At 65.7% G+C, this 21,891-nt stretch carries 22 protein-coding genes; 8 read left to right on the top strand and 14 right to left on the bottom strand.

What is annotated here, in order from left to right; all coding sequences use genetic code 11:
* The first annotated feature begins 425 nt into the window (after nucleotides 1–425).
* A complete protein-coding gene (locus Q1A71_RS01275) occupies nucleotides 426–821 on the top strand; it encodes an ACT domain-containing protein (RefSeq protein ID WP_299670874.1) in 396 nt (131 codons plus the stop codon).
* A gap of 81 nt (nucleotides 822–902) precedes the next feature.
* On the opposite strand, the gene Q1A71_RS01270 is transcribed toward Q1A71_RS01275, so the two are convergent.
* The 9 genes from Q1A71_RS01270 to Q1A71_RS01230 are packed head-to-tail and all read right to left on the bottom strand — an operon-like array spanning nucleotide 903 to nucleotide 8,895.
* Nucleotides 903–1,688 carry a crotonase/enoyl-CoA hydratase family protein gene (locus Q1A71_RS01270; protein ID WP_299670872.1) on the bottom strand — a complete coding sequence of 262 codons (786 nt, stop codon included), beginning with the start codon at nucleotides 1,686–1,688 and terminating at the stop codon, nucleotides 903–905.
* The gene (locus Q1A71_RS01265; protein ID WP_299670870.1) at nucleotides 1,681–2,193 is read right to left on the bottom strand and encodes a DUF6653 family protein; all 513 of its coding nucleotides are present in this window, start codon (nucleotides 2,191–2,193) and stop codon (nucleotides 1,681–1,683) included. The genes Q1A71_RS01270 and Q1A71_RS01265 overlap by 8 nt, the downstream gene beginning before the upstream one ends.
* 8 nt (nucleotides 2,194–2,201) lie before the next feature.
* Nucleotides 2,202–3,059: a hydroxymethylglutaryl-CoA lyase gene (locus Q1A71_RS01260; RefSeq protein ID WP_299670868.1), complete on the bottom strand. Its 858-nt coding sequence runs from the start codon at nucleotides 3,057–3,059 to the stop codon at nucleotides 2,202–2,204.
* A gap of 56 nt (nucleotides 3,060–3,115) precedes the next feature.
* Nucleotides 3,116–3,781: a glutathione S-transferase family protein gene (locus Q1A71_RS01255; RefSeq protein ID WP_299670866.1), complete on the bottom strand. Its 666-nt coding sequence runs from the start codon at nucleotides 3,779–3,781 to the stop codon at nucleotides 3,116–3,118.
* On the bottom strand, nucleotides 3,778–5,712 hold the full coding sequence (locus Q1A71_RS01250) for a biotin carboxylase N-terminal domain-containing protein (protein WP_299670864.1): 1,935 nt from the start codon (nucleotides 5,710–5,712) through the stop codon (nucleotides 3,778–3,780). Before Q1A71_RS01250 ends, Q1A71_RS01255 begins: the two co-directional genes overlap by 4 nt.
* Before the next feature lie 3 nt (nucleotides 5,713–5,715).
* On the bottom strand, nucleotides 5,716–6,405 hold the full coding sequence (locus Q1A71_RS01245) for a hypothetical protein (RefSeq protein ID WP_299670862.1): 690 nt from the start codon (nucleotides 6,403–6,405) through the stop codon (nucleotides 5,716–5,718).
* On the bottom strand, nucleotides 6,402–6,917 hold the full coding sequence (locus tag Q1A71_RS01240) for an ASCH domain-containing protein (RefSeq protein WP_299670860.1): 516 nt from the start codon (nucleotides 6,915–6,917) through the stop codon (nucleotides 6,402–6,404). Before Q1A71_RS01240 ends, Q1A71_RS01245 begins: the two co-directional genes overlap by 4 nt.
* Before the next feature lie 15 nt (nucleotides 6,918–6,932).
* Complete coding sequence (locus Q1A71_RS01235) at nucleotides 6,933–8,537, bottom strand: carboxyl transferase domain-containing protein (protein ID WP_299670858.1); 1,605 nt, start codon at nucleotides 8,535–8,537, stop codon at nucleotides 6,933–6,935.
* 40 nt (nucleotides 8,538–8,577) lie between these two features.
* On the bottom strand, nucleotides 8,578–8,895 hold the full coding sequence (locus tag Q1A71_RS01230) for a hypothetical protein (RefSeq protein ID WP_299670856.1): 318 nt from the start codon (nucleotides 8,893–8,895) through the stop codon (nucleotides 8,578–8,580).
* A 191-nt stretch (nucleotides 8,896–9,086) separates the two neighbouring features.
* Between Q1A71_RS01230 and Q1A71_RS01225 the strand changes: the two genes are divergently transcribed.
* Complete coding sequence (locus Q1A71_RS01225; protein ID WP_299670854.1) at nucleotides 9,087–9,689, top strand: OmpW family outer membrane protein; 603 nt, start codon at nucleotides 9,087–9,089, stop codon at nucleotides 9,687–9,689.
* A gap of 46 nt (nucleotides 9,690–9,735) precedes the next feature.
* Here the strand turns inward: Q1A71_RS01225 and Q1A71_RS01220 are convergent, their stop codons facing one another.
* From Q1A71_RS01220 to Q1A71_RS01210, 3 genes are all read right to left on the bottom strand, one after another.
* Nucleotides 9,736–10,899, bottom strand: coding sequence for an isovaleryl-CoA dehydrogenase (locus tag Q1A71_RS01220; RefSeq protein ID WP_299670852.1), 1,164 nt, complete (start codon nucleotides 10,897–10,899; stop codon nucleotides 9,736–9,738).
* Nucleotides 10,900–10,977: 78 nt separating this feature from the next.
* The gene (locus Q1A71_RS01215) at nucleotides 10,978–12,186 is read right to left on the bottom strand and encodes an aminotransferase class I/II-fold pyridoxal phosphate-dependent enzyme (RefSeq protein ID WP_299670850.1); all 1,209 of its coding nucleotides are present in this window, start codon (nucleotides 12,184–12,186) and stop codon (nucleotides 10,978–10,980) included.
* A gap of 46 nt (nucleotides 12,187–12,232) precedes the next feature.
* The gene (locus tag Q1A71_RS01210; protein WP_299670848.1) at nucleotides 12,233–12,898 is read right to left on the bottom strand and encodes an HAD-IA family hydrolase; all 666 of its coding nucleotides are present in this window, start codon (nucleotides 12,896–12,898) and stop codon (nucleotides 12,233–12,235) included.
* Nucleotides 12,899–13,036: 138 nt separating this feature from the next.
* Here Q1A71_RS01210 and glmU point away from each other — a divergent pair, with 138 nt between their 5' ends.
* From glmU to Q1A71_RS01195, 3 genes are read left to right on the top strand one after another with little or no spacing between them, the layout of a single operon-like run.
* A complete protein-coding gene (gene glmU, locus Q1A71_RS01205; RefSeq protein WP_299670846.1) occupies nucleotides 13,037–14,389 on the top strand; it encodes a bifunctional UDP-N-acetylglucosamine diphosphorylase/glucosamine-1-phosphate N-acetyltransferase GlmU in 1,353 nt (450 codons plus the stop codon).
* A 2-nt stretch (nucleotides 14,390–14,391) separates the two neighbouring features.
* Entirely contained in the window at nucleotides 14,392–16,212 is a 1,821-nt protein-coding gene (gene glmS, locus Q1A71_RS01200) for a glutamine--fructose-6-phosphate transaminase (isomerizing) (RefSeq protein ID WP_299670844.1), read from the top strand.
* A 3-nt stretch (nucleotides 16,213–16,215) separates the two neighbouring features.
* Nucleotides 16,216–16,767 (top strand): pyridoxamine 5'-phosphate oxidase family protein, encoded by a 552-nt coding sequence (locus Q1A71_RS01195; protein WP_299670842.1) that lies wholly within the window; start codon nucleotides 16,216–16,218, stop codon nucleotides 16,765–16,767.
* A 3-nt stretch (nucleotides 16,768–16,770) separates the two neighbouring features.
* On the opposite strand, the gene Q1A71_RS01190 is transcribed toward Q1A71_RS01195, so the two are convergent.
* Nucleotides 16,771–17,247 (bottom strand): hypothetical protein, encoded by a 477-nt coding sequence (locus tag Q1A71_RS01190; RefSeq protein WP_299670840.1) that lies wholly within the window; start codon nucleotides 17,245–17,247, stop codon nucleotides 16,771–16,773.
* A gap of 84 nt (nucleotides 17,248–17,331) precedes the next feature.
* Here Q1A71_RS01190 and moaA point away from each other — a divergent pair, with 84 nt between their 5' ends.
* From moaA to Q1A71_RS01175, 3 genes are read left to right on the top strand one after another with little or no spacing between them, the layout of a single operon-like run.
* Nucleotides 17,332–18,339, top strand: coding sequence for a GTP 3',8-cyclase MoaA (gene moaA / locus Q1A71_RS01185; protein WP_299670838.1), 1,008 nt, complete (start codon nucleotides 17,332–17,334; stop codon nucleotides 18,337–18,339).
* 8 nt (nucleotides 18,340–18,347) lie between these two features.
* Nucleotides 18,348–19,646, top strand: a complete 1,299-nt coding sequence (locus Q1A71_RS01180) for a 3-deoxy-D-manno-octulosonic acid transferase (protein WP_299670835.1) — start codon at nucleotides 18,348–18,350, stop codon at nucleotides 19,644–19,646.
* Nucleotides 19,643–20,704 (top strand): glycosyltransferase family 4 protein, encoded by a 1,062-nt coding sequence (locus Q1A71_RS01175; protein ID WP_299670833.1) that lies wholly within the window; start codon nucleotides 19,643–19,645, stop codon nucleotides 20,702–20,704. Before Q1A71_RS01180 ends, Q1A71_RS01175 begins: the two co-directional genes overlap by 4 nt.
* Here the strand turns inward: Q1A71_RS01175 and Q1A71_RS01170 are convergent.
* Entirely contained in the window at nucleotides 20,701–21,864 is a 1,164-nt protein-coding gene (locus Q1A71_RS01170) for a M20 aminoacylase family protein (protein ID WP_299670831.1), read from the bottom strand. The genes Q1A71_RS01175 and Q1A71_RS01170 overlap by 4 nt on opposite strands.
* Between the last annotated feature and the right edge of the window lie 27 nt (nucleotides 21,865–21,891).

Genomic DNA, 21,891 nt, shown 5'->3' with positions numbered 1-21,891 from the left:
TTCCGGCATCAGCAGAAACAACGAGCAGGGAAAGGAACCGCCGTTCAAAGACATAGCCGTGATCAAGACAGCAGACGGCGTGGATCTCATCACGCAACGCGGCCACGCCCAGGCCACTGCTTTGATCTCGTCAGCTCTGTCATTGGAACCAAGATGAGCTTCATCTATTGCGACTGCACGGGCGATTTCATCTGGCATCCCCGCTTTCCTGATCTCCAGGGCAGCCTCAAAAAACCGGCGGTGAGGCGTGCATACCATTGATGCCAGCTAGATCCACCAAGGTGACAATGGGCCCGCGCGATGCGCCGCCGACGCTGCGAAGGTCTCTCGAGAACCCAAAACTCCGCACCCTCCAGCAGCCGTTTCAATCCGCAGACGCTCATTGTAAGCCTGTATCGCGGTGGAGCGTCGTTGGAGGTGCAAACGTGAGTGGCGAGACAAACTTGGACACATTGATCGCCGCGATGTCGGCTGATCTCGCCGAAGGCCTGTACGTCTTTGCAACCGTTGAAGGCGATCACGATCTCTCAGGCGTTGCGCCTCGGATGGCATTCAAAGAGGCCGAAGGGATGACCTACATCCTCTTGAAATCTGAGGCAGACGCATTGGGACTGACGTATGAATTCCCGTGCAGGATGATAACCCTCAACATCCATTCGTCCCTCGAGGCTGTCGGCTTCATGGCCCGCATTGCCACAGAACTTGCAAAGCACAACATGGGGGTGAATCCGGTTTCTGCTTTCTTCCATGATCACTTGTTTGTTCCTGACGGTCGCGCAGATGAGGCAATGAAGATCCTTGATGAGTTGTCGAAGGCATAATTGTCCGGTCACCGGCAGCTTCGTCCCGCAGTCCCGATCTCCACTTCCGTCGTCCGGCGCACCTGACGCCAGACCCCACTGCTAGGACGCCACCCACCCCGGCCTGCGCTTGTCGAAAAACGCAGCGATCCCCTCAGCGGCCTCCTCACTCTCCCAGCGCGCGGCCAGTGCGGCAATCGTGTGATCCACGACGGCATCGTCAATCCGTGGGCCCAGATCGCGCGCCAGCTGCTTGGCCGCCGCGACCGCCCCGGGCGCACAGGCGAGATAGGGGGCCACCTCGGCCTCCACCGCATCTTCCAGGGTGTCGGCAGGCACCGCGCGCGCGACAATTCGCAGGTCCACCGCCTCCGCCGCATCGAAAATCCGCGCCGACATGAACACCCGCCGCGCCAGCCCCTCGCCCATGCGCGCCAGCACGTAAGGCCCAATCGTCGCCGGGATCAGCCCCAGCCGCGTTTCGGTCAGCCCGAACTTCGCGGATTCGACCGCAATCGCCACGTCACACACACAGGCCAGCCCGACGCCACCGCCAAAGGCATTGCCCTGGATCATCCCGATCAGCGGCTTGGGCAGCGTGTTGAGCGCGCCCAGCATCGTGGCCAGCTTGCGCGCCTCGGCCGCGCGCGTCGCAGGCGCCATCTCACGCTGCGCCTGCATCCACGCGAGATCACCGCCCGCGCAAAAGCTCTGGCCCACGCCGGTCAGCCGCACCACCCGCACAGCCGCGTCCGCCCCAAGCTGCTGCGCCGCCCGGGTCAGCTCTTCCAGCATCTGCCCCGACATCGCATTGTGCTTCTCGGGCCGGTTCAGGGTCAGCGTCGCGACCCCGCGCGCGTCCACATCCAGTTGCAGCGTCTCAAACATGCCGTACCTCCAGTCCGGGCACGCTGCGGCCTGCGCGCACCCAATCGTCGTAAATCCAGACCATGCGGTCCACGAACCAGACCTTCGGCAACACGCCGAGGATCATCCCAAACACCACCCCCTCCCACCAGAGCGCATAAAGCCCCCAGATCATGATCACCACACCGGGCAGGCTCAGAAAACCCAGGACCATCGCCACCTGCCGGTGATGCCGCGGGATCTCCGCGCGGTGCTCCAGAAAGATGCGTTCCCCAAAGACCCCCTTGCTCGCCCAGTTGTCGTACCGCACGGGCGGCGGGAAGGCCCGCGGGTTCACCCAGATCCACAGCAGCGCCAGCGCCACGGGGATCAGCGCCCAGGCCCCGATCCACACCCGGCTCCAGATCGCCAGTACCAGAAGCGGCAGGCAGGCAAAGCGGGTCCAGACCGACCAGGGGTTCGCATGCCGCCGCCAGGCCGCATCATCCATGCGCATCAGACGTTCCGCACCCCGGAAGATATCCATGCTCTGCCTCAGCCCGTGCGCATCGCCTGCGCCATCTCCGCCGCGGTGTCGATCACCTGCAGATCAAGCCCCGTCTCATAGCCCAGCGCCGCCAGATGCCGTGCGACCGCCTCGGTGGCCACATTGCCCGCCGCCCCCGGTGCATAAGGACAGCCGCCCAAGCCCCCCACAGCCGCATCAAACACCCGCACGCCCAGGCTCAGCGAGGTGTCGATGTTCTCCATCGCCCGGCCATGGGTGTCATGATAATGCCCCGCGAGCCGCCCCACCGGCACCGCATCCCGCACCGCCAGCAGCATCCGCGCGATGCTGTCCGGCGTGCCCGCGCCGATGGTGTCGCCGAGGCTGATCTCGTAACACCCCATGGCGAAAAGCTTGTCCGCCACCTCCGCCACCGCCGCCGGCGCCACCGCGCCATCATAAGGGCACTCCACCACGCAGGAGACATAGCCGCGCACCGGCAGATCGATGTGGCGCGCCTCCTCCAGGATCGGCGCGAACCGCGCCAGGCTCTCGGCGATGCTGGCGTTCACATTCGCCTTCGAAAACCCCTCCGAGGCCGATGCAAAGACGGCAATCTCGTCGGCCCCGGCCGCCTTCGCATCCGCAAACCCACGCGGGTTCGGCGTGAGCGCGGCATAGCGCACGCCCTTGGCGCGCTCAATCCCCGCCAGCACCTCCGCCGAGCCCGCCATCTGCGGCACCCACTTCGGCGAGACGAAACTCGCTACCTCGATCCGTGAAAATCCGGCCCGGCTCAGACAATCGACCAGCGCCACCTTCTCGGCCACCGGAATGTCCCGCGCCTCATTCTGCAACCCGTCCCGGGGGCCCACCTCGAAAATCTCACAGGGTCCAAGACTCATCCGCCGCTCCTCCGCCCAGGCTTCATTGTTCCACAAATATGCAAAGTCGCGCCCCCCTACCCCACCGGCCAGGGTTGATAGAAATCCCGGTCGTAGATGCCATCGCCCTGCGGCAAAGCAGCCTCAAAGCCCTCCCGCGCCGTGATCCGCTCATACCAGGCCGACACCGCCGGAAAGGCATCCAGCGTCACGAAGTGCCGCGCCATATAGACCGCCTGCCCCACCGAGATATCCGCTGCCGAAAACCCGCTGGTCAGCAGGTAGTCCCGACGTTCCACCGGCGTTGACAGCCGCGCCTCGATCGCCGCATAGCACTTGCCCACCCGCGCCGCTTCCAGCTTCATGACAATCGGGCTGCGCATCGCGTCCTCGTACAGCGCCACATGCTGCTGGGTCAGCGCCGCGGTGTGCTGGCTCACCGTCTCGGCAAAATGCAGCCACACCAGCCAGCTCATCCGGTCGGGCGACCCCGGGCTCCGGCCCAGCCCGTCCGGGCTGAACCGCTCGCACAGATATTCAGTGATGGCGCCGGTCTCGAACATCCGCTCGCCGTCGATCTCCAGCGCCGGCACCCGGCCTGCGGGCGACAAGCTCAGGAACTCCGCACTGCGCAACGTGCGGTCAAACGGGTAACTGCGAAGCCGGAACTCCACGTCCAACTCATGCAGCAGCCAGAGCGTGCGCATCGAGCGGGTCTGCGGACAGTGATGCAGGACAATCACGCCTCCGCCTCCAGCCGAATGAGCGCGGCCCCCGCCTCGACCTGATCGCCCGCGGCCGCCAGCACCTCCGCCACGACCCCGTCGCGCGCCGCCAGCAGGGAGTGCTCCATCTTCATCGCCTCCAGCACCGCCAGACGGTCGCCTGCGGCAACATTCTGCCCCGCCACGGCGTCGATGGCCTTCACCAGCCCCGGCATCGGCGCCTCTATGAGATTGCCATCGCCTGCAGCCCCCGCCGCCTGATCCAGCGGATCCACGACCTCGACCGTCAGCCCGTAGTGATCAAACACCGTGACCAGGCTCCCGTCCACCGCCACTGCCGGTTGCGGCACGCCATCCACCTGCCAGCGGGTGCCCACACGCTCTGCCATGATCTCCTGTCCCGCCACATGCCACCGCTGCCGAACGGGGGACAGCACCTCGACGGCCAGATCATGACGCTCCTCCTGCATGCTTAACACCACGGCGCGCCGCAAGGGCTGCCAGAGGCTGAACCCCGCCATGTCGGTCACCTCAAAGAGGTTCAAAGCCGCCATCCCGGCCACAACCAGATGCCGCGGCTCCGCGCCAGGCGCAGCGGTCAAGGTGTCCAGGTCCCGTGCGATCAGCCCGGTGTCCACCTCGCCGCGCCCGAAGCCGTCGTGCCCCGCCAAAGCGCCGAGGAACGCCAGATTGGTCACGGTCCCGCCCACTTCCGTGCCCGCCAGCGCTGCCGCAAGGCGTTTCAGCGCCACCGCCCGCGTGGGCCCGTGTACGATCACTTTGGCGATCATCGGGTCGTAAAACGGGCTGATCACATCGCCCGCCCGCACCCCGCTGTCCGCCCGGACGCCCTCCGGAAACCGCAGATGGCTCAGTGTCCCGGTCGCAGGCAGAAACCCCGCTGGCACGTCCTCCGCATAAAGCCGCGCCTCGAAGGCATGCCCGTTGATCGACAGCTGCTCCTGCGCAAGCGGCAGCCCCTCTCCGGCAGCCACCCGCAACTGCCACTCCACCAGATCGACGCCGGTGATCATTTCCGTCACCGGGTGCTCCACCTGCAGCCGTGTGTTCATCTCCATGAAGAAGAACCCGTCAGGCGACAGCCCGCCCGACCCGTCCACGATGAACTCCACCGTGCCCGCGCCCGCATAGCCGATGGCCTCTGCCGCGCGCACCGCGGCTGCACCCATGGCCGCGCGCATCTCCTCCGTCATCCCCGGCGCAGGCGCCTCTTCAATCACCTTCTGATGCCGCCGCTGCAACGAACAATCCCGCTCGAAAAGATGCACGGCGCGGGTGCCGTCCCCAAAGACCTGCACTTCGATATGCCGCGGCTGGCTCACGAATTTCTCCACCAACACATCCGCATTGCCGAACGCCGTCTTGGCCTCGCTCCGCGCCGAGGCCAGCGCCGCCGCAAAATCACCCGCGCGCTCGACAAGACGCATCCCCTTGCCACCGCCACCCGCCACCGCCTTGATCAGCACCGGGTAGCCGATACTCTCGGCCTCAGCGGCCAGCAACGCATCATCCTGATCCGCCCCGTGATAACCCGGCACCACCGGTACGCCGGCTTCGACCATCAGCGCCTTGGCCGCATCCTTCAGCCCCATTGCCCGGATCGCCGAGGCCGACGGCCCGATGAACACCAGCCCCGCCGCCTCGACGGCCTCCACAAACCCCGGGTTCTCGCTCAGGAACCCGTACCCCGGATGGATCGCCTGAGCCCCCGTCTCCAGGGCCGCCTGAATGATCACATCGCCGCGCAGGTAACTCTCCGCCGGGGCCGACCCGCCGATGTGCACCGCCCGGTCCGCCATCGCCACATGCTTGGCCGCCGCATCCGCGTCGGAGTAGACGGCAACGCTGGACACGCCCATCCGCTGCGCCGTCTCCATCACCCGGCAGGCGATCTCGCCCCGGTTCGCAATCAAAATCCTGTCAAACATCTCTCACCACCACGACCCCGAGGTTCCGTCTTCCAGATGCTGCCGCACGTAATTGGGCAGCGGCCAGGCGTCATAGTCCACGCCCGTCAACCGCCCCGGCGGCGCACCCCGCCACGCATGCCGGTAAAGCTCCATATGCAGCGTAATCTCGATCTGGGCGAGCGCGTCGTCCACCTTGCTCCGCGTCTCGGCGATGCCGTCTTCCAGCTTCTGCGCGTCGCTCTTCTGCTGCGTCCAGCTGCCGGGCAGGATCTGCCCCAACACCTTCGTGCCCGCGGAGACCGCCACGAGCAGCACCAGGTTGGCCAGCATCCCCGGCAGCGAGGGGGCTGCGATGTCCCGAAAGAACCCGGGCAAGCCGCCGAACCAGCCGCGCTTGGCCTCGGGCCGCCGGGCCAGCTCCGCCCGCGCCAGCTCGAACTCCTGCGCAAAGCTTTCCCGGAACTGGCGCGCAAACGCCCGGCGGTTGAAGTCCGACCGCCCGGCCCAGAGCCGCAGCTTCGGTCGCACGAACCAGCCCTGCCGCGACTGCTCGACGAACTCCTCGAAATCGAAGATGAAGAAATAGTCTTCGGCATCCGGGGAATTGTGGATCAGGTAGACCGGCAGTTCGACCTCGCGCCCCAGCGTCGGCAGGCTCAGCCCGCCCACGGTCTCGGCGATCCGGTCGCCCAAGGCGCGGATCCCCTTCATCCGCCCGCTCCGAAATCTTCGATCAGCTCAAACCGCTCCCAGATCAGCTTCATGTCGGGCGCAAAGATGCCGTAGCGCTCATAGTACCGCCTGTGGTCCGCGCGCCAGCCCTCCAGCGTCTCGTTCTCGCCTTCGGCCAGCGCCATCTCCTCCGGCATCGTCTCCCAGGTGGTCTCGCGCAGCTCCAGCGTCTCGATGACGAAGGCGGGCGCGCCATCCGGCCCCAACGCGATGTCGCGCCGCCCGACCTGCGGCGCCTCCTCGCGACCGGCGTCAATATCGGCCACCGCCGAACAGGTCGCCCGCTTGGCACCGGAGCGCACCAGATCAGTCAGCACCGCGATCAGCTCCGGCGTGTCGCCGAAGCTGAACACTGCGGCGCCCGGATAGCGCTTTTTGGCCTCCTCAAGCGTTACCATATCCTTGCCCTCCCGCGCGCTGCGCACCGACGTGATACCGACGTAATACCGACGTAATACCGACGCGATACAGATGTGATACCGACGGGCCACGGACACCGGCCTCCCTCACATCCGGAAGACGCCGAACCGCGTCTCCTCAATCGGGGCATTCAGCGCCGCAGAGAGCGACAGAAACAGCACGTCGCGGCTGCGGCGGGGGTCGATCACCCCATCATCCCAGAGCCGGGCGGACGCGTAAAGCGGGTGGCTCTGCCGCTCGAACATATCAATGGTCGGCTGCTTGAACGCGGCTTCCTCCTCTGCGCTCCAGGTCTCGCCCGCGCGCTCCATCGCGTCGCGTTTCACCGTGGCCAGAACCCCTGCGGCCTGCGGCCCGCCCATCACGGAAATGCGGGAATTGGGCCAGGTCCAGAGGAAGCGCGGGGAATAGGCGCGCCCCGCCATCCCGTAGTTGCCCGCGCCAAACGAACCGCCCACCAGGAGGGTGATCTTGGGCACTTCGGTCGAGGCCACGGCGGTCACCATCTTGGCCCCGTGCCGCGCGATGCCTTCGTTCTCATATTTCCGTCCGACCATGAAGCCGGTGATATTCTGCAGGAAAACCAGCGGGATACGGCGCTGCGAGCAGAGCTCGACAAAATGGGCACCTTTCTGGGCGGACTCGGAAAAGAGCACGCCATTGTTGGCGACGATCCCGATGGGACACCCCTTGAGATGCGCAAAACCCGTCACGAGCGTCTCACCAAAGCGCGGTTTGAATTCGTCGAACCGCGAGCTGTCGACCAGCCGCGCAATCACCTCGCGGATGTCGTAGGGCGTGCGCAGATCGGCCGGCACCACGCCCAAGATCTCCTCCGGATCATAAGCCGGGTCTTCCGGACTTTCCCACTGGACCGTCGCCGGTTTGGTGCGATTGAGCGCCCCCACAGCCCGCCGCGCGAGCGCCAGCGCGTGTGCGTCGTCCTCCGCCAGATAATCTGCCACGCCGCTCAGCCGCGTGTGCACGTCGCCACCGCCGAGGTCTTCGGCGCTGACCACCTCACCCGTCGCGGCCTTGACCAAGGGCGGCCCGGCGAGGAAGATAGTCCCTTGATCCCGAACGATAATTGTCACGTCCGACATGGCGGGCACATAGGCCCCACCTGCCGTGCACGATCCCATGACAACCGCAATCTGCGGGATGCCAAGCGCTGACATCCGCGCCTGATTGTAGAAGATGCGGCCAAAGTGATCGCGGTCTGGAAAGACCTCATCCTGATTGGGCAGGTTGGCCCCACCGCTGTCCACCAGATAGATACAGGGCAGATGGTTCTCCTGCGCAATCTCCTGCGCCCGCAGGTGCTTTTTCACGGTCATCGGATAATAGGTGCCGCCCTTCACGGTGGCGTCGTTGCAGACCACCATGACCTCTTGGCCCTGCACCTGCCCCACGCCCGCGATCACCCCCGCGCAGGGTGCCGCCCCGTCATAGAGCCCATGCGCCGCTGTGGCGCCCACCTCCAGAAACGGACTGCCAGGGTCGAGCAGGTTTGCCACCCGGTCGCGCGGCAGCATCTTGCCCCGGCTCACATGCCGCGCGCGCGACCGCTCGCCCCCGCCCAACGCCGCTGCCTCTGCCGCTGAGGCAACCTGAGACAGCGCCTCCAGATGCGCCGCCCGGTTGGCCTGAAACCCTTCGGAAGAGGGCAACGCCTGTGATGTGAGTTTCATGGCCGTCCCTTTCCAATACGCCCTCTGGCGCCATTCTCCATCAGGTTTCCGGCGTGTCGCGCGGCGGGGTCACAGCCGGGATCACCAAAAGCCGCCCAAACCGGTCGACCGGATAGTCGAAGCGGGCTTCGGGACCACTGCAGCGCACCACGATCCAGACGCCGGGCTGGATGCCGGGCACGGCCACACAGTCGGTCAGCCGCGCCGTTGCGCCACCCTCGGTGAGATAGCGCTGTGCATAGGTGGTGATGACATCCGTTTCGGTGATGGTCGCCGCAATCCACCCCCAGCGGAACGCCCCGACCGCCGCGGCAGCGACCAGAAGCGCCAGCGGGGCAAACCAAAGCCAGCGTGGCATCAGACCCGCGCACCGCACACCTCCTTGCGGACCTCCGATCTGGCCGCGACAGGCGCGGCGCACGACGGCCCGGATCCGCCCTGCGGCGTTTTCGCACAGCCGCTTTCGCCGCGGGCTTGATCTGCGTCAATGTGCTTGGCCGGCTGCCAGCGCATCACATGCCCGAACTCTAAACCGGAAGGAAAAAACCAATGAGAGTCACAGTGAAAACCCTCCTTCTGAGCAGCGCCCTCGCGGTCTGCGCTCTGCCTGCCTTTGCCCAATCCCAAGGCGATCTGACCTTCGGGATCGGTGTTGGCAGCGTGAACCCCAAATCGGGCAACGGCACCGTCGCGAACGTCGAAGCGGACATTGCCAGCGACGAGGCAATCACCCTGACCCTGGAATACTTCATCCGCGACTACATCGGCATCGAATTGCTCGCAGCGACCCCGTTTGAACACAATATCAACCTGCCGGGCGTCGGCACCGCGCGCACCAAACACCTGCCGCCGACCCTCTCGGTGAACTACCACTTCACCAACGCGAGCCCGTGGAAGCCTTATGTGGGCCTGGGCATCAACTACACCACCTTCTTTGAGGAAGAACTCGGAGCCAACACACTCGAGCTCGATGATTCCTTCGGCATCTCCGCGCAGGTCGGTGTGGACTACAAGATCAGCGAAACCGGATGGCTGCGGGCCAACATCCGCTGGTTCGACATCGACACCGATGCGTCTCTGAACGGCGCGGACATCGGCACTGCCGAGATCGACCCGTTCCTCTTTGGTGTGGCCTACGTGCACAAGTTCTGAGGCACACGCGCCACCAGGCTGGGCTGATCCGGTCCCTCCCATCGGGTCAGCCCATTGCCGCCATCAACTCGCGGCCCACCAGCATGCGCCGGATCTCCGAGGTGCCCGCGCCGATCTCCATCAACTTCGCATCGCGGAAAATCCGCGCGACCGGGCTGTCGTTGAGGAACCCTGCGCCCCCCATCGCCTGCACGGCCTGATGCGCCTGTTTCATCGCTTCCTCGGAGGCATAGAGACAGCAGGCCGCCGCGTCCTGCCGGGTCACATCGCCCCGATCGCAGGCCTTGGCGACCTCATAGACATAGGCCCTCGCCGAGTTCATCGCCGTATACATATCCGCGATCTTGCCCTGCATCAGCTGGAAACTCCCGATGGGCTGGCCGAACTGCTTGCGCTCGCTCAGATACGGCATGATTGCATCGAGGCAGGCCGCCATGATGCCCGTCCCGATGCCCGCCAGAACAACGCGTTCATAGTCGAGGCCAGACATCAGCACCCGCACGCCCTTACCCTCTTCCCCGAGCACATTTTCAAACGGCACTTCCACATCTTCAAAGATCAGCTCGGCGGTGTTTGACCCGCGCATGCCCAGCTTGTCGAAATGTGGGGAAGTCGAAAATCCTGTCATTTCCTTTTCAATGAGGAAGGCGGTGATGCCCTTTGAACCGGCGTCAGGGTCGGTCTTGGCATAAACCACCAGCGTATCCGCATCCGGGCCATTGGTGATCCAGTATTTCGTGCCATTGAGCCGGTAATGATCGTTGCGCTTCTCCGCGCGCAGTTTCATCGAAACGACGTCTGACCCGGCCCCGGCCTCCGACATCGCCAGCGCGCCTACATGCTCCCCGGAAATCAGCCCGGGCAGGTATTTCTCTTTCTGCTCAGAGGTGCCGTTCAGCTTGATCTGGTTCACGCAGAGGTTGGAATGCGCGCCGTAGGACAGCGAAACGGAGGCGCTGGCCCGCGCGATCTCCTCAATCGCCACCGTATGGGCCAGATAGGACATGCCCGCCCCGCCATAGTCTTCATCCACGGTAATACCCAGCAGACCCAATTCGCCCATTTCCGGCCAAAGCTCTGGCGGGAAGGCGTTTTTTTCGTCGATCTCCGCGGCCATGGGCGCCACGCGGTCCTGCGCCCAGCGGTGCACAACCTCGCGCAACGCGTTCACATCCTCGCCCAGATCGAATGCCATGGTGGCCATGAACATCGCGCGGACCTCCCTTCAGAATTTATTGAACATACGTTCATTAATGTCATAGAGGGCCACACCGGTCAAGCGGGCGGCCTACTCCGCGGCGGTCGACTGCTTCTGGTAAACGGCCCCCACTTCGGCCCGGATGATCCGGGCAATCAGGTCGCAGTCCTCCAGCGAAAAGGTCAGCGGCACGCGCATATCCAGAATACCCGCCAGCACCCGGTCGGAGGCGGGCATGCGCGGCGTCTCGGCATAGCGCCAGCTGTCGTAGCGGCTGGTGAAGCCGACGGGCTCGGCGCCGCCGAACCACTTCAGCTCGACCCCGCGTGCCGCACAGCGCGCCACAACGGACTGCACGTCCACTGCCGCCCAGTCGAGCAGCAGCACCTGGATCGAAGAACCTACGATGGTCTCCGCCTCAGGGCGTTCGATCAAGGTCAGCCCGGGTGTGTCTCGCAGGCCTGCCTCGAGCCTGCGATAACGCTCATTCCAACGCGCACATTGGGTCGCAAGATCCGCCACTTGCGGGCGCAGGATGGCCGCGCGCAGGTTGTCCATGCGCCCCGAGATATTCGGCGTCTCGTACCGGATGGTCTCAAAGGCCTCTTTCGGCGGCGCCGCCAGATGCCGGTCGTAAAGCATGTAGGAGCCTGACAGCATCACCGCGCGCGCCGCCAGCTCCACGTCATCAGTGACCAGAAACCCGCCCTCGCCGGAGTTCACATGCTTATAGGTCTGACAGGAATAGCATCCCGCCACCCCATGCCGCCCCGAGGGCACGCCGTTCCACGCAGCCCCCATCGTATGCGCGCAGTCCTCGATGACCTTGATGCCCGCGCCATCGCAGATCTCCATCAGCGCATCCATGTCGCAGATATGCCCGCGCATATGGCTCAGCAGCAGCACCTTCGCCTGCCCCGCCTTGGCCCGGAGATCGTCGAGGTCGATGGTCAAATCCTCGGTCACGCCCACGAAGACCGGCCTGGCGCCCACCGCAGCAATGGCACCGGGCACAGGCGCCAGCGTAAAGGCATTCGACAGCACCGGATCGCCAGGTTTCACACCCACCGCCCGCAACGCCGTCGCCATGGCATAGCCGCCCGAGGCCACCGCGAGGCAGTAGTTCGCCCCGACCGTCGCCGCAAACTCCTGCTCCAGCAGCGCCGTTTCGCTGATCTCATCGGCGGCGGTGTTATAGCGGTGCAGCCGCCCATGACGCAGCACGGCCAGCGCCGCCTCGATCCCCGCTTCCGGGATCGGCTCCTGCTGGGTGAAACTGCCTTTGAAACTCTCTGTCATCTGGTGCCCTCACTCCCGCAGACCTTGCAGGGGACGGCGCTCCCGGTCAAGCCAGCAGGCGATCCACGAGCGCGGGCAAGGCGGCATAGTCGTCCAGCAGCCCGTCGGGCTCCAGCGCCGCCATATCGCCGCCCGCCGGGCCGAAGGTCACGAGCACGCAAGGGACGGAGGCCGCCCGCGCGGTGTTCCGGTCGGTATCCGAGTCGCCAATGAGCACGCAGCGCGCAGGATCGCCCCCCGCCCGCCGCGCGGCCTCAAACAGTGGCTCGGGGTCAGGTTTGCGCACCGGCAGCGTATCGGCGCCCACCAGCGCGCCAAAGGCGTCACGCACCCCCAACCGCTGCAGCAAGGTCTCGGCCAGACCCTCCGGCTTGTTGGTGCAGATGCCGACGCCGTAACCCGCGCTCTTGAGGTCTTCCACCGCCTCCATCGCGCGCGGATACATCTGCGTATGCACGTCGATGGCCGCGCCATAGGCCTCCAGCAGCACCGGATAGTAGTGATCAATCGCCCCACGATCCTCTGCCCGCCCAAGCCGCGTCAGACCAAGGCTCAGCATCGCCCGACCGCCCCGCAGCGCCGTGCCCGCGTCCTGCACCGGGTCCAATAGATCGCCCGCGCCCATCTCGCGGAAACAGTGATTGGCCGCTGCGATCAGGTCCCCGCTGGTGTCCGCGAGCGTCCCGTCGAGATCGAAGATCACCGTTTTCATACCCGCTCCCCAGCCTTCATCTGGGCAAGACATCGCCCACACATGTTGCAGGCCGCAACCTTCTTTGATGGGTCTGCGCCTTGCACCGCTGCGCCAGAGCGATAAAGAGGTGCGCAGCAGAATACAAAGAGAAACGACATGAGAACCGCTTTGGTCATCCTGGCCGCAGGCAAGGGCACACGGATGAACTCGGACCTGCCCAAGGTCCTCCACCCCCTTGCAGGCGCCCCGCTTCTCGTTCACGCGATGCAGGCCGGCGCCAGCCTCGCGCCCGCGCGCACGGTGATCGTCGCTGGCCATGGCGCGGAGCTTGTGCGCAAGGCCGCCCTCGCCCACGATGAAACCGCACAGGTGGTCGAGCAGACCGAACAGCTTGGCACCGCCCACGCCGCTGCCCAGGCGCGCGCGGCGCTCGCGGGGTTCGAGGGCACCGCCATCGTGCTCTTCGGCGACACGCCTTTCGTGCGACCCGAAACGCTTGAGGCAATGATCACCGCGCAGAAGACTCACGATGTGGTGATCCTCGGCTTCGAGGCGGCGGATCCCGGGCGCTATGGCCGGCTTGTCATGCAGGGCGACACACTGGAGCGTATTGTCGAGTTCAAGGACGCGGATGCAGCAGAGCGCGCAATCACCCTCTGCAACAGCGGTGTGGTCGCGTGCCGGTCGGAGCTGCTTTTCGAGCTGATCGACGACATCGGCAACGACAATGCGGCAGGCGAGTATTACCTGACCGACATCGTGGGTCTCGCCCGCGCCCGCGGGCTCTCGGCGACGGTGGTGACGTGTGATGAGAGCGAAACGCTGGGCATCAACACCCGCGCCGAGCTGGCCGGGGCGGAAGCCGCCTTCCAGACCCGCGCCCGCGCCGAAGCATTCGAGGATGGCGTCACCCTGCCCGCGCCTGAAACGGTGCATTTCGCCTTCGACACCGTGATCGGGCGCGACACGATTGTGGAACCCAACGTTGTCTTCGGCCCCGATGTCACGGTCGAGTCCGGCGCCACGATCCGCGCCTTTTCGCACCTAGAGGGCTGCCATGTGGCCCGCGGCGCTGTCGTCGGGCCCTACGCGCGCCTGCGACCCGGCGCGGAGTTGAGCGAAAACACCCGCATCGGCAATTTCGTTGAGGTCAAGAACGCGCAGATCGGCGAAGGCACGAAGGTGAACCACCTCAGCTATATCGGCGATGCGACGCTCGGCACGAAAACCAACATCGGTGCAGGGACCATCACCTGCAACTATGACGGCGTGCTCAAGCACCATACTGACATCGGCGATGAGGTCTTCATCGGATCGAACACCATGCTGGTGGCGCCCGTCTCCATCGGCGACCGCGCGATGACAGGCAGCGGCTCGGTCATCACCTCGGATGTGGAACCAGACGCGCTCGCCATCGCCCGTGCGCCGCAGGTCGAAAAACCGGGCATGGCCACCAAATTGTTGACAATTCTAAAGGCCAAGAAGGCCAAACTCCAAAGAGGCAGCTGAAAATGTGTGGAATTGTGGGGGTGCTGGGCAGTCACGAAGCCGCACCGATTCTCGTCGAGGCACTCAAACGCCTCGAATACCGCGGCTATGACAGCGCGGGTATTGCAACGGTTGAGGACGGTATTCTCGACCGCCGCCGTGCGGTTGGCAAGCTGGTCAACCTCTCGGATCTCCTGGTGCATGAGCCGCTGACCGGCAAATCCGGGATCGGGCACACCCGCTGGGCCACCCATGGCGCGCCGACGGTGAAGAACGCGCACCCGCATCAGGCAGGGCGCGTCGCGGTGGTGCACAACGGCATCATCGAGAACTTCCGCGAGCTGCGCGCCGAACTGGCCGAACATGGCGTGACCTTCGTTACGCAAACCGACACCGAAACCGTTGCCCTGCTGACGGAGCACTACATGACCCAAGGCATGGGTCCGGTGGAGGCTGCGAAGAAGGCACTCGGGCGGCTGCACGGCGCCTTCGCGCTCGCCTTCCTCTTCTCGGGCGAGGACGACCTGATCGTCGCCGCGCGCAAGGGCTCGCCGCTGGCCATCGGCCATGGCGACGGCGAGATGTTCGTGGGCTCCGATGCCATCGCCCTCGCCCCGCTGACCGACCGGATCAGCTACCTCGAAGAGGGCGACAGCGCCGTGGTGACCCGCGCGGGCGTGGAAATTCGCGACGCCAACGGCATGCTCGCCAACCGTCCGGTAAAGACCGTCCAGATCGGCGACACGCTGATCGACAAGGGCGGGCACAAGCACTTCATGGCCAAGGAAATCGCCGAGCAACCCACCGTGATCGGCCAGGCGCTCAGCAACTATCTCGATCATGAGGGCCATATCCACCTGCCCGATCCCGGCGTGGATTTCTCCAAGATCGACCGGCTCACCATGGTCGCCTGCGGCACCGCCTATTTCGCCTGCCTGACGGCCAAATACTGGTTCGAGCAGATCGCGCGGCTGCCCGTCGATGTGGATGTGGCCTCCGAATTCCGCTACCGCGAGCCACCCGTGCCCGCGGGCACGACCGCGCTCTTTGTCAGCCAGTCGGGCGAAACGGCGGATACCCTGGCCGCCCTGCGCTATTGCGAGGGCAAGGCCGACCGCATCCTCTCGGTGGTGAACGTGCCCGAAAGCTCCATCGCCCGCGAAAGCGATCTGGTCATGCCGATCCACGCGGGTGTCGAGGTGGGCGTGGCCTCGACCAAGGCTTTCACCTGCCAGCTCACCGTGCTCTTCATATTGGCCCTCAAGGCCGCACAGGACCGGGGCGAGATCGACGCCGAGACACTGGCCGACCACCTGTCGGCCCTGCGCGGCATCCCCAGCGTGATTGCCACCGCGCTCGAGGCCAACACCGAAATGCAGAAGGCCGCCCTCCGGCTGGCCGAGGCGCGCGACGTGCTCTTTCTGGGCCGCGGGCTGATGTACCCTCTGGCACACGAAGGAGCGCTCAAACTCAAGGAAATCAGCTACATCCACGCCGAGGCCTATGCGAGCGGAGAGCTCAAGCACGGCCCCATCGCACTTGTCGACAAATACGTGCCTGTGGTGGTGATGGCCCCGCGCGACGCACTCTTCGACAAGACCGTCAGCAATATGCAGGAAGTCATGGCGCGCAAGGGCCGCGTGATCCTGATCTCCGACCGGCAGGGATTGGACAAGGCGGGAGACGGCGCCTTCGCCACCATCGAACTGCCCAGCGTTCCGGATGCGCTGACCCCGATCCTCTACGCGATCCCCGCACAGTTGCTGGCCTATCACACCGCCGTTGCCAAGGGCACCGATGTGGACCAGCCGCGCAACCTCGCGAAGTCCGTGACCGTGGAGTGAGACATGGCCAAGCAATTTGACAGCCTGAGCGACCTGCTCACCCGCTTCATCGAGGCGCAGCATATCTTCTTTGTCGGCACCGCCGGTCCAGATGGACGGGTGAACGTCTCGCCCAAAGGCATGGACTCGCTGCGAGTCCTAGGCCCCAATCGCATCGCGTGGCGCAACCTGACCGGCTCGGGCAATGAGACCGCCGGGCATCTGGCGCAGATCAACCGCATGACGCTGATGTGGTGCGGGTTCGAGGCCAAGCCGATGATCCTGCGCACCTATGGCACCGCCCGCACGCTGCACCCGCGCGATGCGGATTTCGCCGAGCTCAACGCGCTCTTCCCCGCCTCGCCCGGCGCCCGGCAGATCTATGACGTCGCTATCGATCTGGTGCAGACAAGCTGCGGCTTTGCGGTGCCCTTCATGGACTATGCGGGCGAGCGCGACGTGCTGAAAGACTGGGCCGAGGGCAAGGGCGCCGAGGGCGTCGCGGAGTACTGGGAGACCCGCAACCAGCAGACCATCGACGGCGCACCGACCTTCATCACAGACGGCAAATCCTGACACTCAGCCCGTCACGTCGACCGTCACCAGATCGGTCAGGCTGACCTCCAGCGCCCGCATCGCCGACAGGGATAACCGGCTGCCCGCTGTCGCTGGCCCGTCGATCGGGATCAGCGTGACCGCGACCGATTTGCCGGTGCGCGGGTCCCGCACGCGGCCAGGTGCTTCCACCGAGACCAGCGGCGTTTTCAGCCAGAACCCAGGGTCCGCCGGGCTGCCAAGCGAGGCCACGGTCTGACCCAACAGCTGCCCCGCACCGCCCCCACGGGTCGCCGCCACGCGCTCTGCCGCGGTGGACCGATCCAGGCTGTCCACCCTCTGCGCAGCCCCGGTTGGCAAGGTCTGGCTCTGCTCCAGCGGAGCACGCGGGGCGTCAGGCGCAGGCGCGCCACCGCCCAGGGCGAGATTGAGTTCCGCGCAGGCCGCAAGGCTCAGAAGCCCACCCGCCAACATCACCAGACTACCGATACGACCGTACATACCCCGTCTAAACCACAGCAGCCATTTCGCATCAATGCCGTTAACCTCTTGCTGCCCCTTGCGCAGATCATTACCTATTGATCCATGACCGCGCCATTGATTGATCCATTTGCCCGCGCAATCACCTACCTCCGGGTCTCGGTGACGGACCGCTGCGATTTCCGTTGCGTCTACTGCATGTCCGAAAACATGACGTTCCTGCCGAAAAAGGAGTTGCTGACGCTGGAAGAGCTGGACCGGCTCTGCTCCACCTTTGTGGGCCTCGGGGTCGAGAAGCTGCGGATCACCGGGGGTGAGCCGCTGGTGCGCAAGGGCATCCTCACTTTCTTCCAGAGCATGTCGCGGCACCTCGATGCAGGCACCCTGAAAGAGCTGACGCTGACCACCAATGGCAGCCAGCTCGAGCGCTTCGCGGGTGACCTCTACGCGGCAGGCGTGCGCCGGGTGAACGTCTCGCTCGACACGCTCGATGAGACCAAATTCGCCGAGATCACCCGCTGGGGCCGCCTGCCCCAAGTGCTGCGCGGGATCGACGCAGCGCAAGCCGCCGGCATGCGCGTCAAACTCAACGCGGTTGCGCTGAAGGGCTTCAACGAGGCCGAGTTGCCCTACATCACCGAATGGTGCGCCGAACGCGGCATTGATCTGACGTGGATCGAGGTCATGCCCATGGGTGACATCGGCAATGAGGATCGCCTGGGCCAATATTGGTCGCTGAAAGATGTGCGCGCGCGCTATGCCGAGCACTACACGGTCACCGATCTGGCCGAACGCACGGGCGGCCCCGCGCGCTATGTGCGGCTGGAAGAAACCGGCCAGAAGATCGGCTTCATCACCCCGCTCAGCCATAATTTCTGCGAAAGCTGCAACCGCGTGCGCATCACCTGCACCGGCGAGATCTACATGTGTCTGGGCCAGGAAGACAGGGCCGACCTGCGCGCGCCGCTGCGTGCCCACCCCGAGGACAACGCCCCGCTTGAAGAGGCGATCCGCGCGGCCATCGCGCTCAAGCCCAAGGGCCATGACTTCGATTACTCCCGCCAACGTCTCGACGGTCAGATGCCCCGGCACATGAGCCATACGGGCGGCTGACCCACCCCATGCGCGCGCCGCCGCTCTATTACCTCTACGTGGCGGCCACCCTGCTGCTGGCCCCCTTCGCCGCCTGGGCCACGATCCGCAAACTGCGCAAACAGGGCGTCTCAGCCCTGCGGGCGCATGAGAAGATGGGCCACGCCAGCCAGCCCCGCATGGGCGGCGGCCAGCTGATCTGGTTCCACGCAGCCTCTGTCGGCGAAAGCCTGTCGGTGCTGGCGCTGATCACCAAGATGGGCGAGATGCTGCCCCGCGCACAGTTCCTGATCACCTCGGGGACGCCCACATCAGCCAAGCTCGTCGCCGACCGGATGCCGCCACGTACGGTCCACCAGTTCGCGCCGCTCGACGCGCACGGCCCGCTCAGCCGCTTTCTCAAACACTGGCGCCCCGATGCGGCGGTCTTCGTGGAAAGCGAGCTCTGGCCGCTGATGCTGCGCATGACCCGCGAGCGGGGCACGCCCATGGCCCTCGTCAACGCGCGGCTCAGTGCCAAGTCGCGCGCGGCCTGGGCGCGCCACGCGGGCCTCGCCGCCTATATTTTCGAGGTCTTCGACCTGATCCTGACCCAGAACGACGAGATGGCGCAGGCGATGCTCGACATGCACGCGCCCGCCGATCGGGTGGCGCGCGGCACCAACCTCAAATCCCTCTCCGCCCCCCTGCCCACCGACCCCGCCGTGCTGGCGCAGATCCGCGCCGCGCTGAAGGGCCGTCCGGTTTGGGTCGCCGCCTCGACCCACCCCGGCGAAGAGGAGATCGTGCTCGGCGCTCATGAGACCCTGCGGGCCACCCACCCCGACCTGGCCCTGATCCTGGTGCCACGCCACCCGGATCGCAGCGCAGAGGTCGCCGCGCTGATCCGCGCGGCGAAGCTCAGCTGCGCCACCCGCTCCGAAGACGCGCTGCCCCGCAATGGTGAGGCGGTCTATCTCGCCGACACATTGGGGGAACTTGGAAACTGGTACGCCATGACCGATGTGGTATTTCTGGGCGGGTCCCTGCACCCCATCGGCGGGCACAACCCGTTCGAGGTGGTGCAGGCCGAGGCCGTAGTTCTGTCCGGCCCGCATGTGACCAGCTTCGCAGAGACCTACGCCGACATGCAAGCCAGGGGCGCTGCGATCCGTGTCGCAGACGCGGCGGAGTTGGCCCGCGCGGTGGCAGACGTGCTCGATGCACCCGCCGCGCGCGCGCAGGCCCTGCAGGCTGCGGACAGCGTCGTGCAGGATCAGTCCAATGTGCTGGGTGGCATCGCCTCCCGGCTCATTCACATCCTGAACCTCGAAAGGGACAGCCGATGACCCGCCCCGCCCTGCGCGACATCGAGGTGATCGCGCCCAACTTCAAGCGGCGGCTGTCGGGCGTGACGGCCACGATCATCCGGCTGGTGCCGATCCAGTCGCGCGACATTGCCATCGCCGCGACCGGCCCGGTGCTGCCCGCGCACGTGCCGCAGGTGCCGCTCTCCGCGCTGCCCTGGATGTCGCGGCGCGGGCCAAACGGCTGGCGCGTCTGGCATGCCCGGCGCAACGTGGAAATGATCGGTGGGCTGGCGCTGCGGTATCTGCTCGGCAAACGGCTGAAACTGCTCTTCACCTCCGCCTCGCAGCGCAAGCAGACCGGCCTCACGCGGTGGCTGATCCGGCGCATGGACGCCGTGGTCGCCACCTCGGAGAAGACCGCGAGCTATCTGGAAGGGCCGTCGCAGGTCATCATGCACGGCATCGACGTCACCGGGTTTTCCCCCAGCCCGGACCGCAGCGCCCTGCGCGACCGTCTCGGTGTTGCCGACGCCGGGCCGGTGATCGGCTGTTATGGGCGCATCCGCGCGCAGAAGGGCACCGATGTCTACGTGGACGCGATGATCGGCCTCTTGCGCGACCACCCCACCGCCACGGCGCTGGTGATGGGCCGCGCCACGACAGAGCATCGCAACTTCGAGGAAAACCTGCGGGCCAAGGTCGCCGCGGCGGGCCTCGCCGAGCGGCTGCGTTTCATGCCCGAGGTGCCGCCCGAAGCCATGGCCGACTGGTACCGCATTCTTGATCTCTACGTGGCGCCACAGCGCTGGGAAGGGTTCGGCCTCACCCCCATCGAAGCGATGGCCTGCGGCTGCCCGGTTGTGGCAACCCGCGTCGGCGCCTTCGAGGCGCTGGTTGTCGAGGGCGAGACCGGGCTTCTGGTCGAACCCGGAGATCCCGAGGCAATCCGGCAGGCCGCCGATCACATCCTGTCGGACCCCGCGCGCCTGCAGCAGTGGTCCGCGCTATCCCGGGCGCACGTGGAGCAAAACTTCTCGATCGAGACCGAAGCCGCCACGCTTGTAGCGCTCTACCGGCGGCTGCTGGACGCGGCCTAGGCCGCGGGCAACCGCTGCTCCACGATCTCGGCCCACCAGCTGCAGCCGGCCGGGATCGCATCGTCGTTGAAGTTGTACTCCGGGTGATGCACCGCCGCACTCGGCCCGTTGCCAACCAGAATATAGGCGCCGGGGCGTTCTTCCAGCATGAAGGCGAAATCCTCGCCCCCCATGACCAGCGGCGCCTCCTCGCAGTCACCCGCCACATCCGCGGCCACCTTCGCGGCAAAGGCCGTCTGTTCCTCGTGGTTCGCCATGACCGGATAGTTGCGCACATACTCCACCTTGGCGCTTGCGCCAAAGCTCTCGGCCACGCCCTGCGCCAGCTTGGTCAGCCGCGTCTCGGCCAGGTCGCGCATCTCCGGGGTCAACGTCCGCACGGTGCCCTTGAGCGTCACGCGCTGCGGGATGACGTTGAACGCCTTCGACGAGGTCTCGAAGGAGGTCACCGACACGACGATCTGCTCCACCGGGTCGGCATTCCGGCTGGCGATGGTCTGCGCCGCGATCACGATGTGGCTCGCCACCACGGTCGTGTCGATGGTCTCATGCGGCTTGGCGGCATGGCCTCCCAGCCCTTCCACCTCGATATCGAAGACATCCGTCGCCGCAAAAAACGCGCCGGGCCGGATCGAGAAACTGCCCAGCGGTTTGCCCGGCCAGTTGTGCATCCCGTAGATCTCCTGGATCCCGAAACGCTCCATCATGCCATCCTCGCACATCTCGCGCCCGCCGGCGCCACCCTCTTCGGCGGGCTGAAAGATCACCACCGCCGTGCCATCGAAGTTGCGCGTCTCAGCAAGGTATTTCGCCGCGCCCAGCAGCATCGCGGTATGCCCGTCATGGCCGCAGGCGTGCATCGCGCCCGGCGTCTTCGACGCATAATCCACACCCGTCTGTTCCAGGATCGGCAGCGCATCCATATCGGCACGCAGCCCGATCACCTTGCCAGAGCTGTCCGACTTGCCCTTGATCACGCCCACAACGCCCGTGCGTCCAATGCCGGTCACCACCTCGTCACAGCCGAAGGCCTGCAGCTTTTCAGCCACCAGGGCAGAGGTGCGGTGGGTGTCAAAGAGCAACTCGGGATGTTCGTGCAAATCCCGTCGCCACGCGGTGATCTCATCGTGCAATTCGGCAAAACGGTTCTTCACGGGCATGGGACATCTCTCCTTGAGGTGGCGTGG

Origin of the sequence: uncultured Roseobacter sp., assembly GCF_947493125.1 — a bacterium.
In the GTDB taxonomy this organism is placed as follows: Bacteria; Pseudomonadota; Alphaproteobacteria; order Rhodobacterales; family Rhodobacteraceae; genus Roseobacter.
This window is presented reverse-complemented; position numbering and strand designations above follow the sequence as displayed.

What these genes read in the sequence shown, in the direction of transcription:
- Q1A71_RS01270 (WP_299670872.1), bottom strand. Translation starts at nt 1,688, where the DNA reads ATGTTTGAGACGCTGCAACTGGATGTGGACGCGCGCGGGGTCGCGACG.
- Q1A71_RS01265 (WP_299670870.1), bottom strand. Translation starts at nt 2,193, where the DNA reads ATGGATATCTTCCGGGGTGCGGAACGTCTGATGCGCATGGATGATGCG.
- Q1A71_RS01260 (WP_299670868.1), bottom strand. Translation starts at nt 3,059, where the DNA reads ATGAGTCTTGGACCCTGTGAGATTTTCGAGGTGGGCCCCCGGGACGGG.
- Q1A71_RS01250 (WP_299670864.1), bottom strand. Translation starts at nt 5,712, where the DNA reads ATGTTTGACAGGATTTTGATTGCGAACCGGGGCGAGATCGCCTGCCGG.
- Q1A71_RS01245 (WP_299670862.1), bottom strand. Translation starts at nt 6,405, where the DNA reads ATGAAGGGGATCCGCGCCTTGGGCGACCGGATCGCCGAGACCGTGGGC.
- Q1A71_RS01235 (WP_299670858.1), bottom strand. Translation starts at nt 8,537, where the DNA reads ATGAAACTCACATCACAGGCGTTGCCCTCTTCCGAAGGGTTTCAGGCC.
- Q1A71_RS01230 (WP_299670856.1), bottom strand. Translation starts at nt 8,895, where the DNA reads ATGCCACGCTGGCTTTGGTTTGCCCCGCTGGCGCTTCTGGTCGCTGCC.
- Q1A71_RS01225 (WP_299670854.1), top strand. Translation starts at nt 9,087, where the DNA reads ATGAGAGTCACAGTGAAAACCCTCCTTCTGAGCAGCGCCCTCGCGGTC.
- Q1A71_RS01220 (WP_299670852.1), bottom strand. Translation starts at nt 10,899, where the DNA reads ATGTTCATGGCCACCATGGCATTCGATCTGGGCGAGGATGTGAACGCG.
- Q1A71_RS01215 (WP_299670850.1), bottom strand. Translation starts at nt 12,186, where the DNA reads ATGACAGAGAGTTTCAAAGGCAGTTTCACCCAGCAGGAGCCGATCCCG.
- Q1A71_RS01210 (WP_299670848.1), bottom strand. Translation starts at nt 12,898, where the DNA reads ATGAAAACGGTGATCTTCGATCTCGACGGGACGCTCGCGGACACCAGC.
- glmU (WP_299670846.1), top strand. Translation starts at nt 13,037, where the DNA reads ATGAGAACCGCTTTGGTCATCCTGGCCGCAGGCAAGGGCACACGGATG.
- glmS (WP_299670844.1), top strand. Translation starts at nt 14,392, where the DNA reads ATGTGTGGAATTGTGGGGGTGCTGGGCAGTCACGAAGCCGCACCGATT.
- Q1A71_RS01195 (WP_299670842.1), top strand. Translation starts at nt 16,216, where the DNA reads ATGGCCAAGCAATTTGACAGCCTGAGCGACCTGCTCACCCGCTTCATC.
- Q1A71_RS01190 (WP_299670840.1), bottom strand. Translation starts at nt 17,247, where the DNA reads ATGTACGGTCGTATCGGTAGTCTGGTGATGTTGGCGGGTGGGCTTCTG.
- moaA (WP_299670838.1), top strand. Translation starts at nt 17,332, where the DNA reads ATGACCGCGCCATTGATTGATCCATTTGCCCGCGCAATCACCTACCTC.
- Q1A71_RS01180 (WP_299670835.1), top strand. Translation starts at nt 18,348, where the DNA reads ATGCGCGCGCCGCCGCTCTATTACCTCTACGTGGCGGCCACCCTGCTG.
- Q1A71_RS01175 (WP_299670833.1), top strand. Translation starts at nt 19,643, where the DNA reads ATGACCCGCCCCGCCCTGCGCGACATCGAGGTGATCGCGCCCAACTTC.
- Q1A71_RS01170 (WP_299670831.1), bottom strand. Translation starts at nt 21,864, where the DNA reads ATGCCCGTGAAGAACCGTTTTGCCGAATTGCACGATGAGATCACCGCG.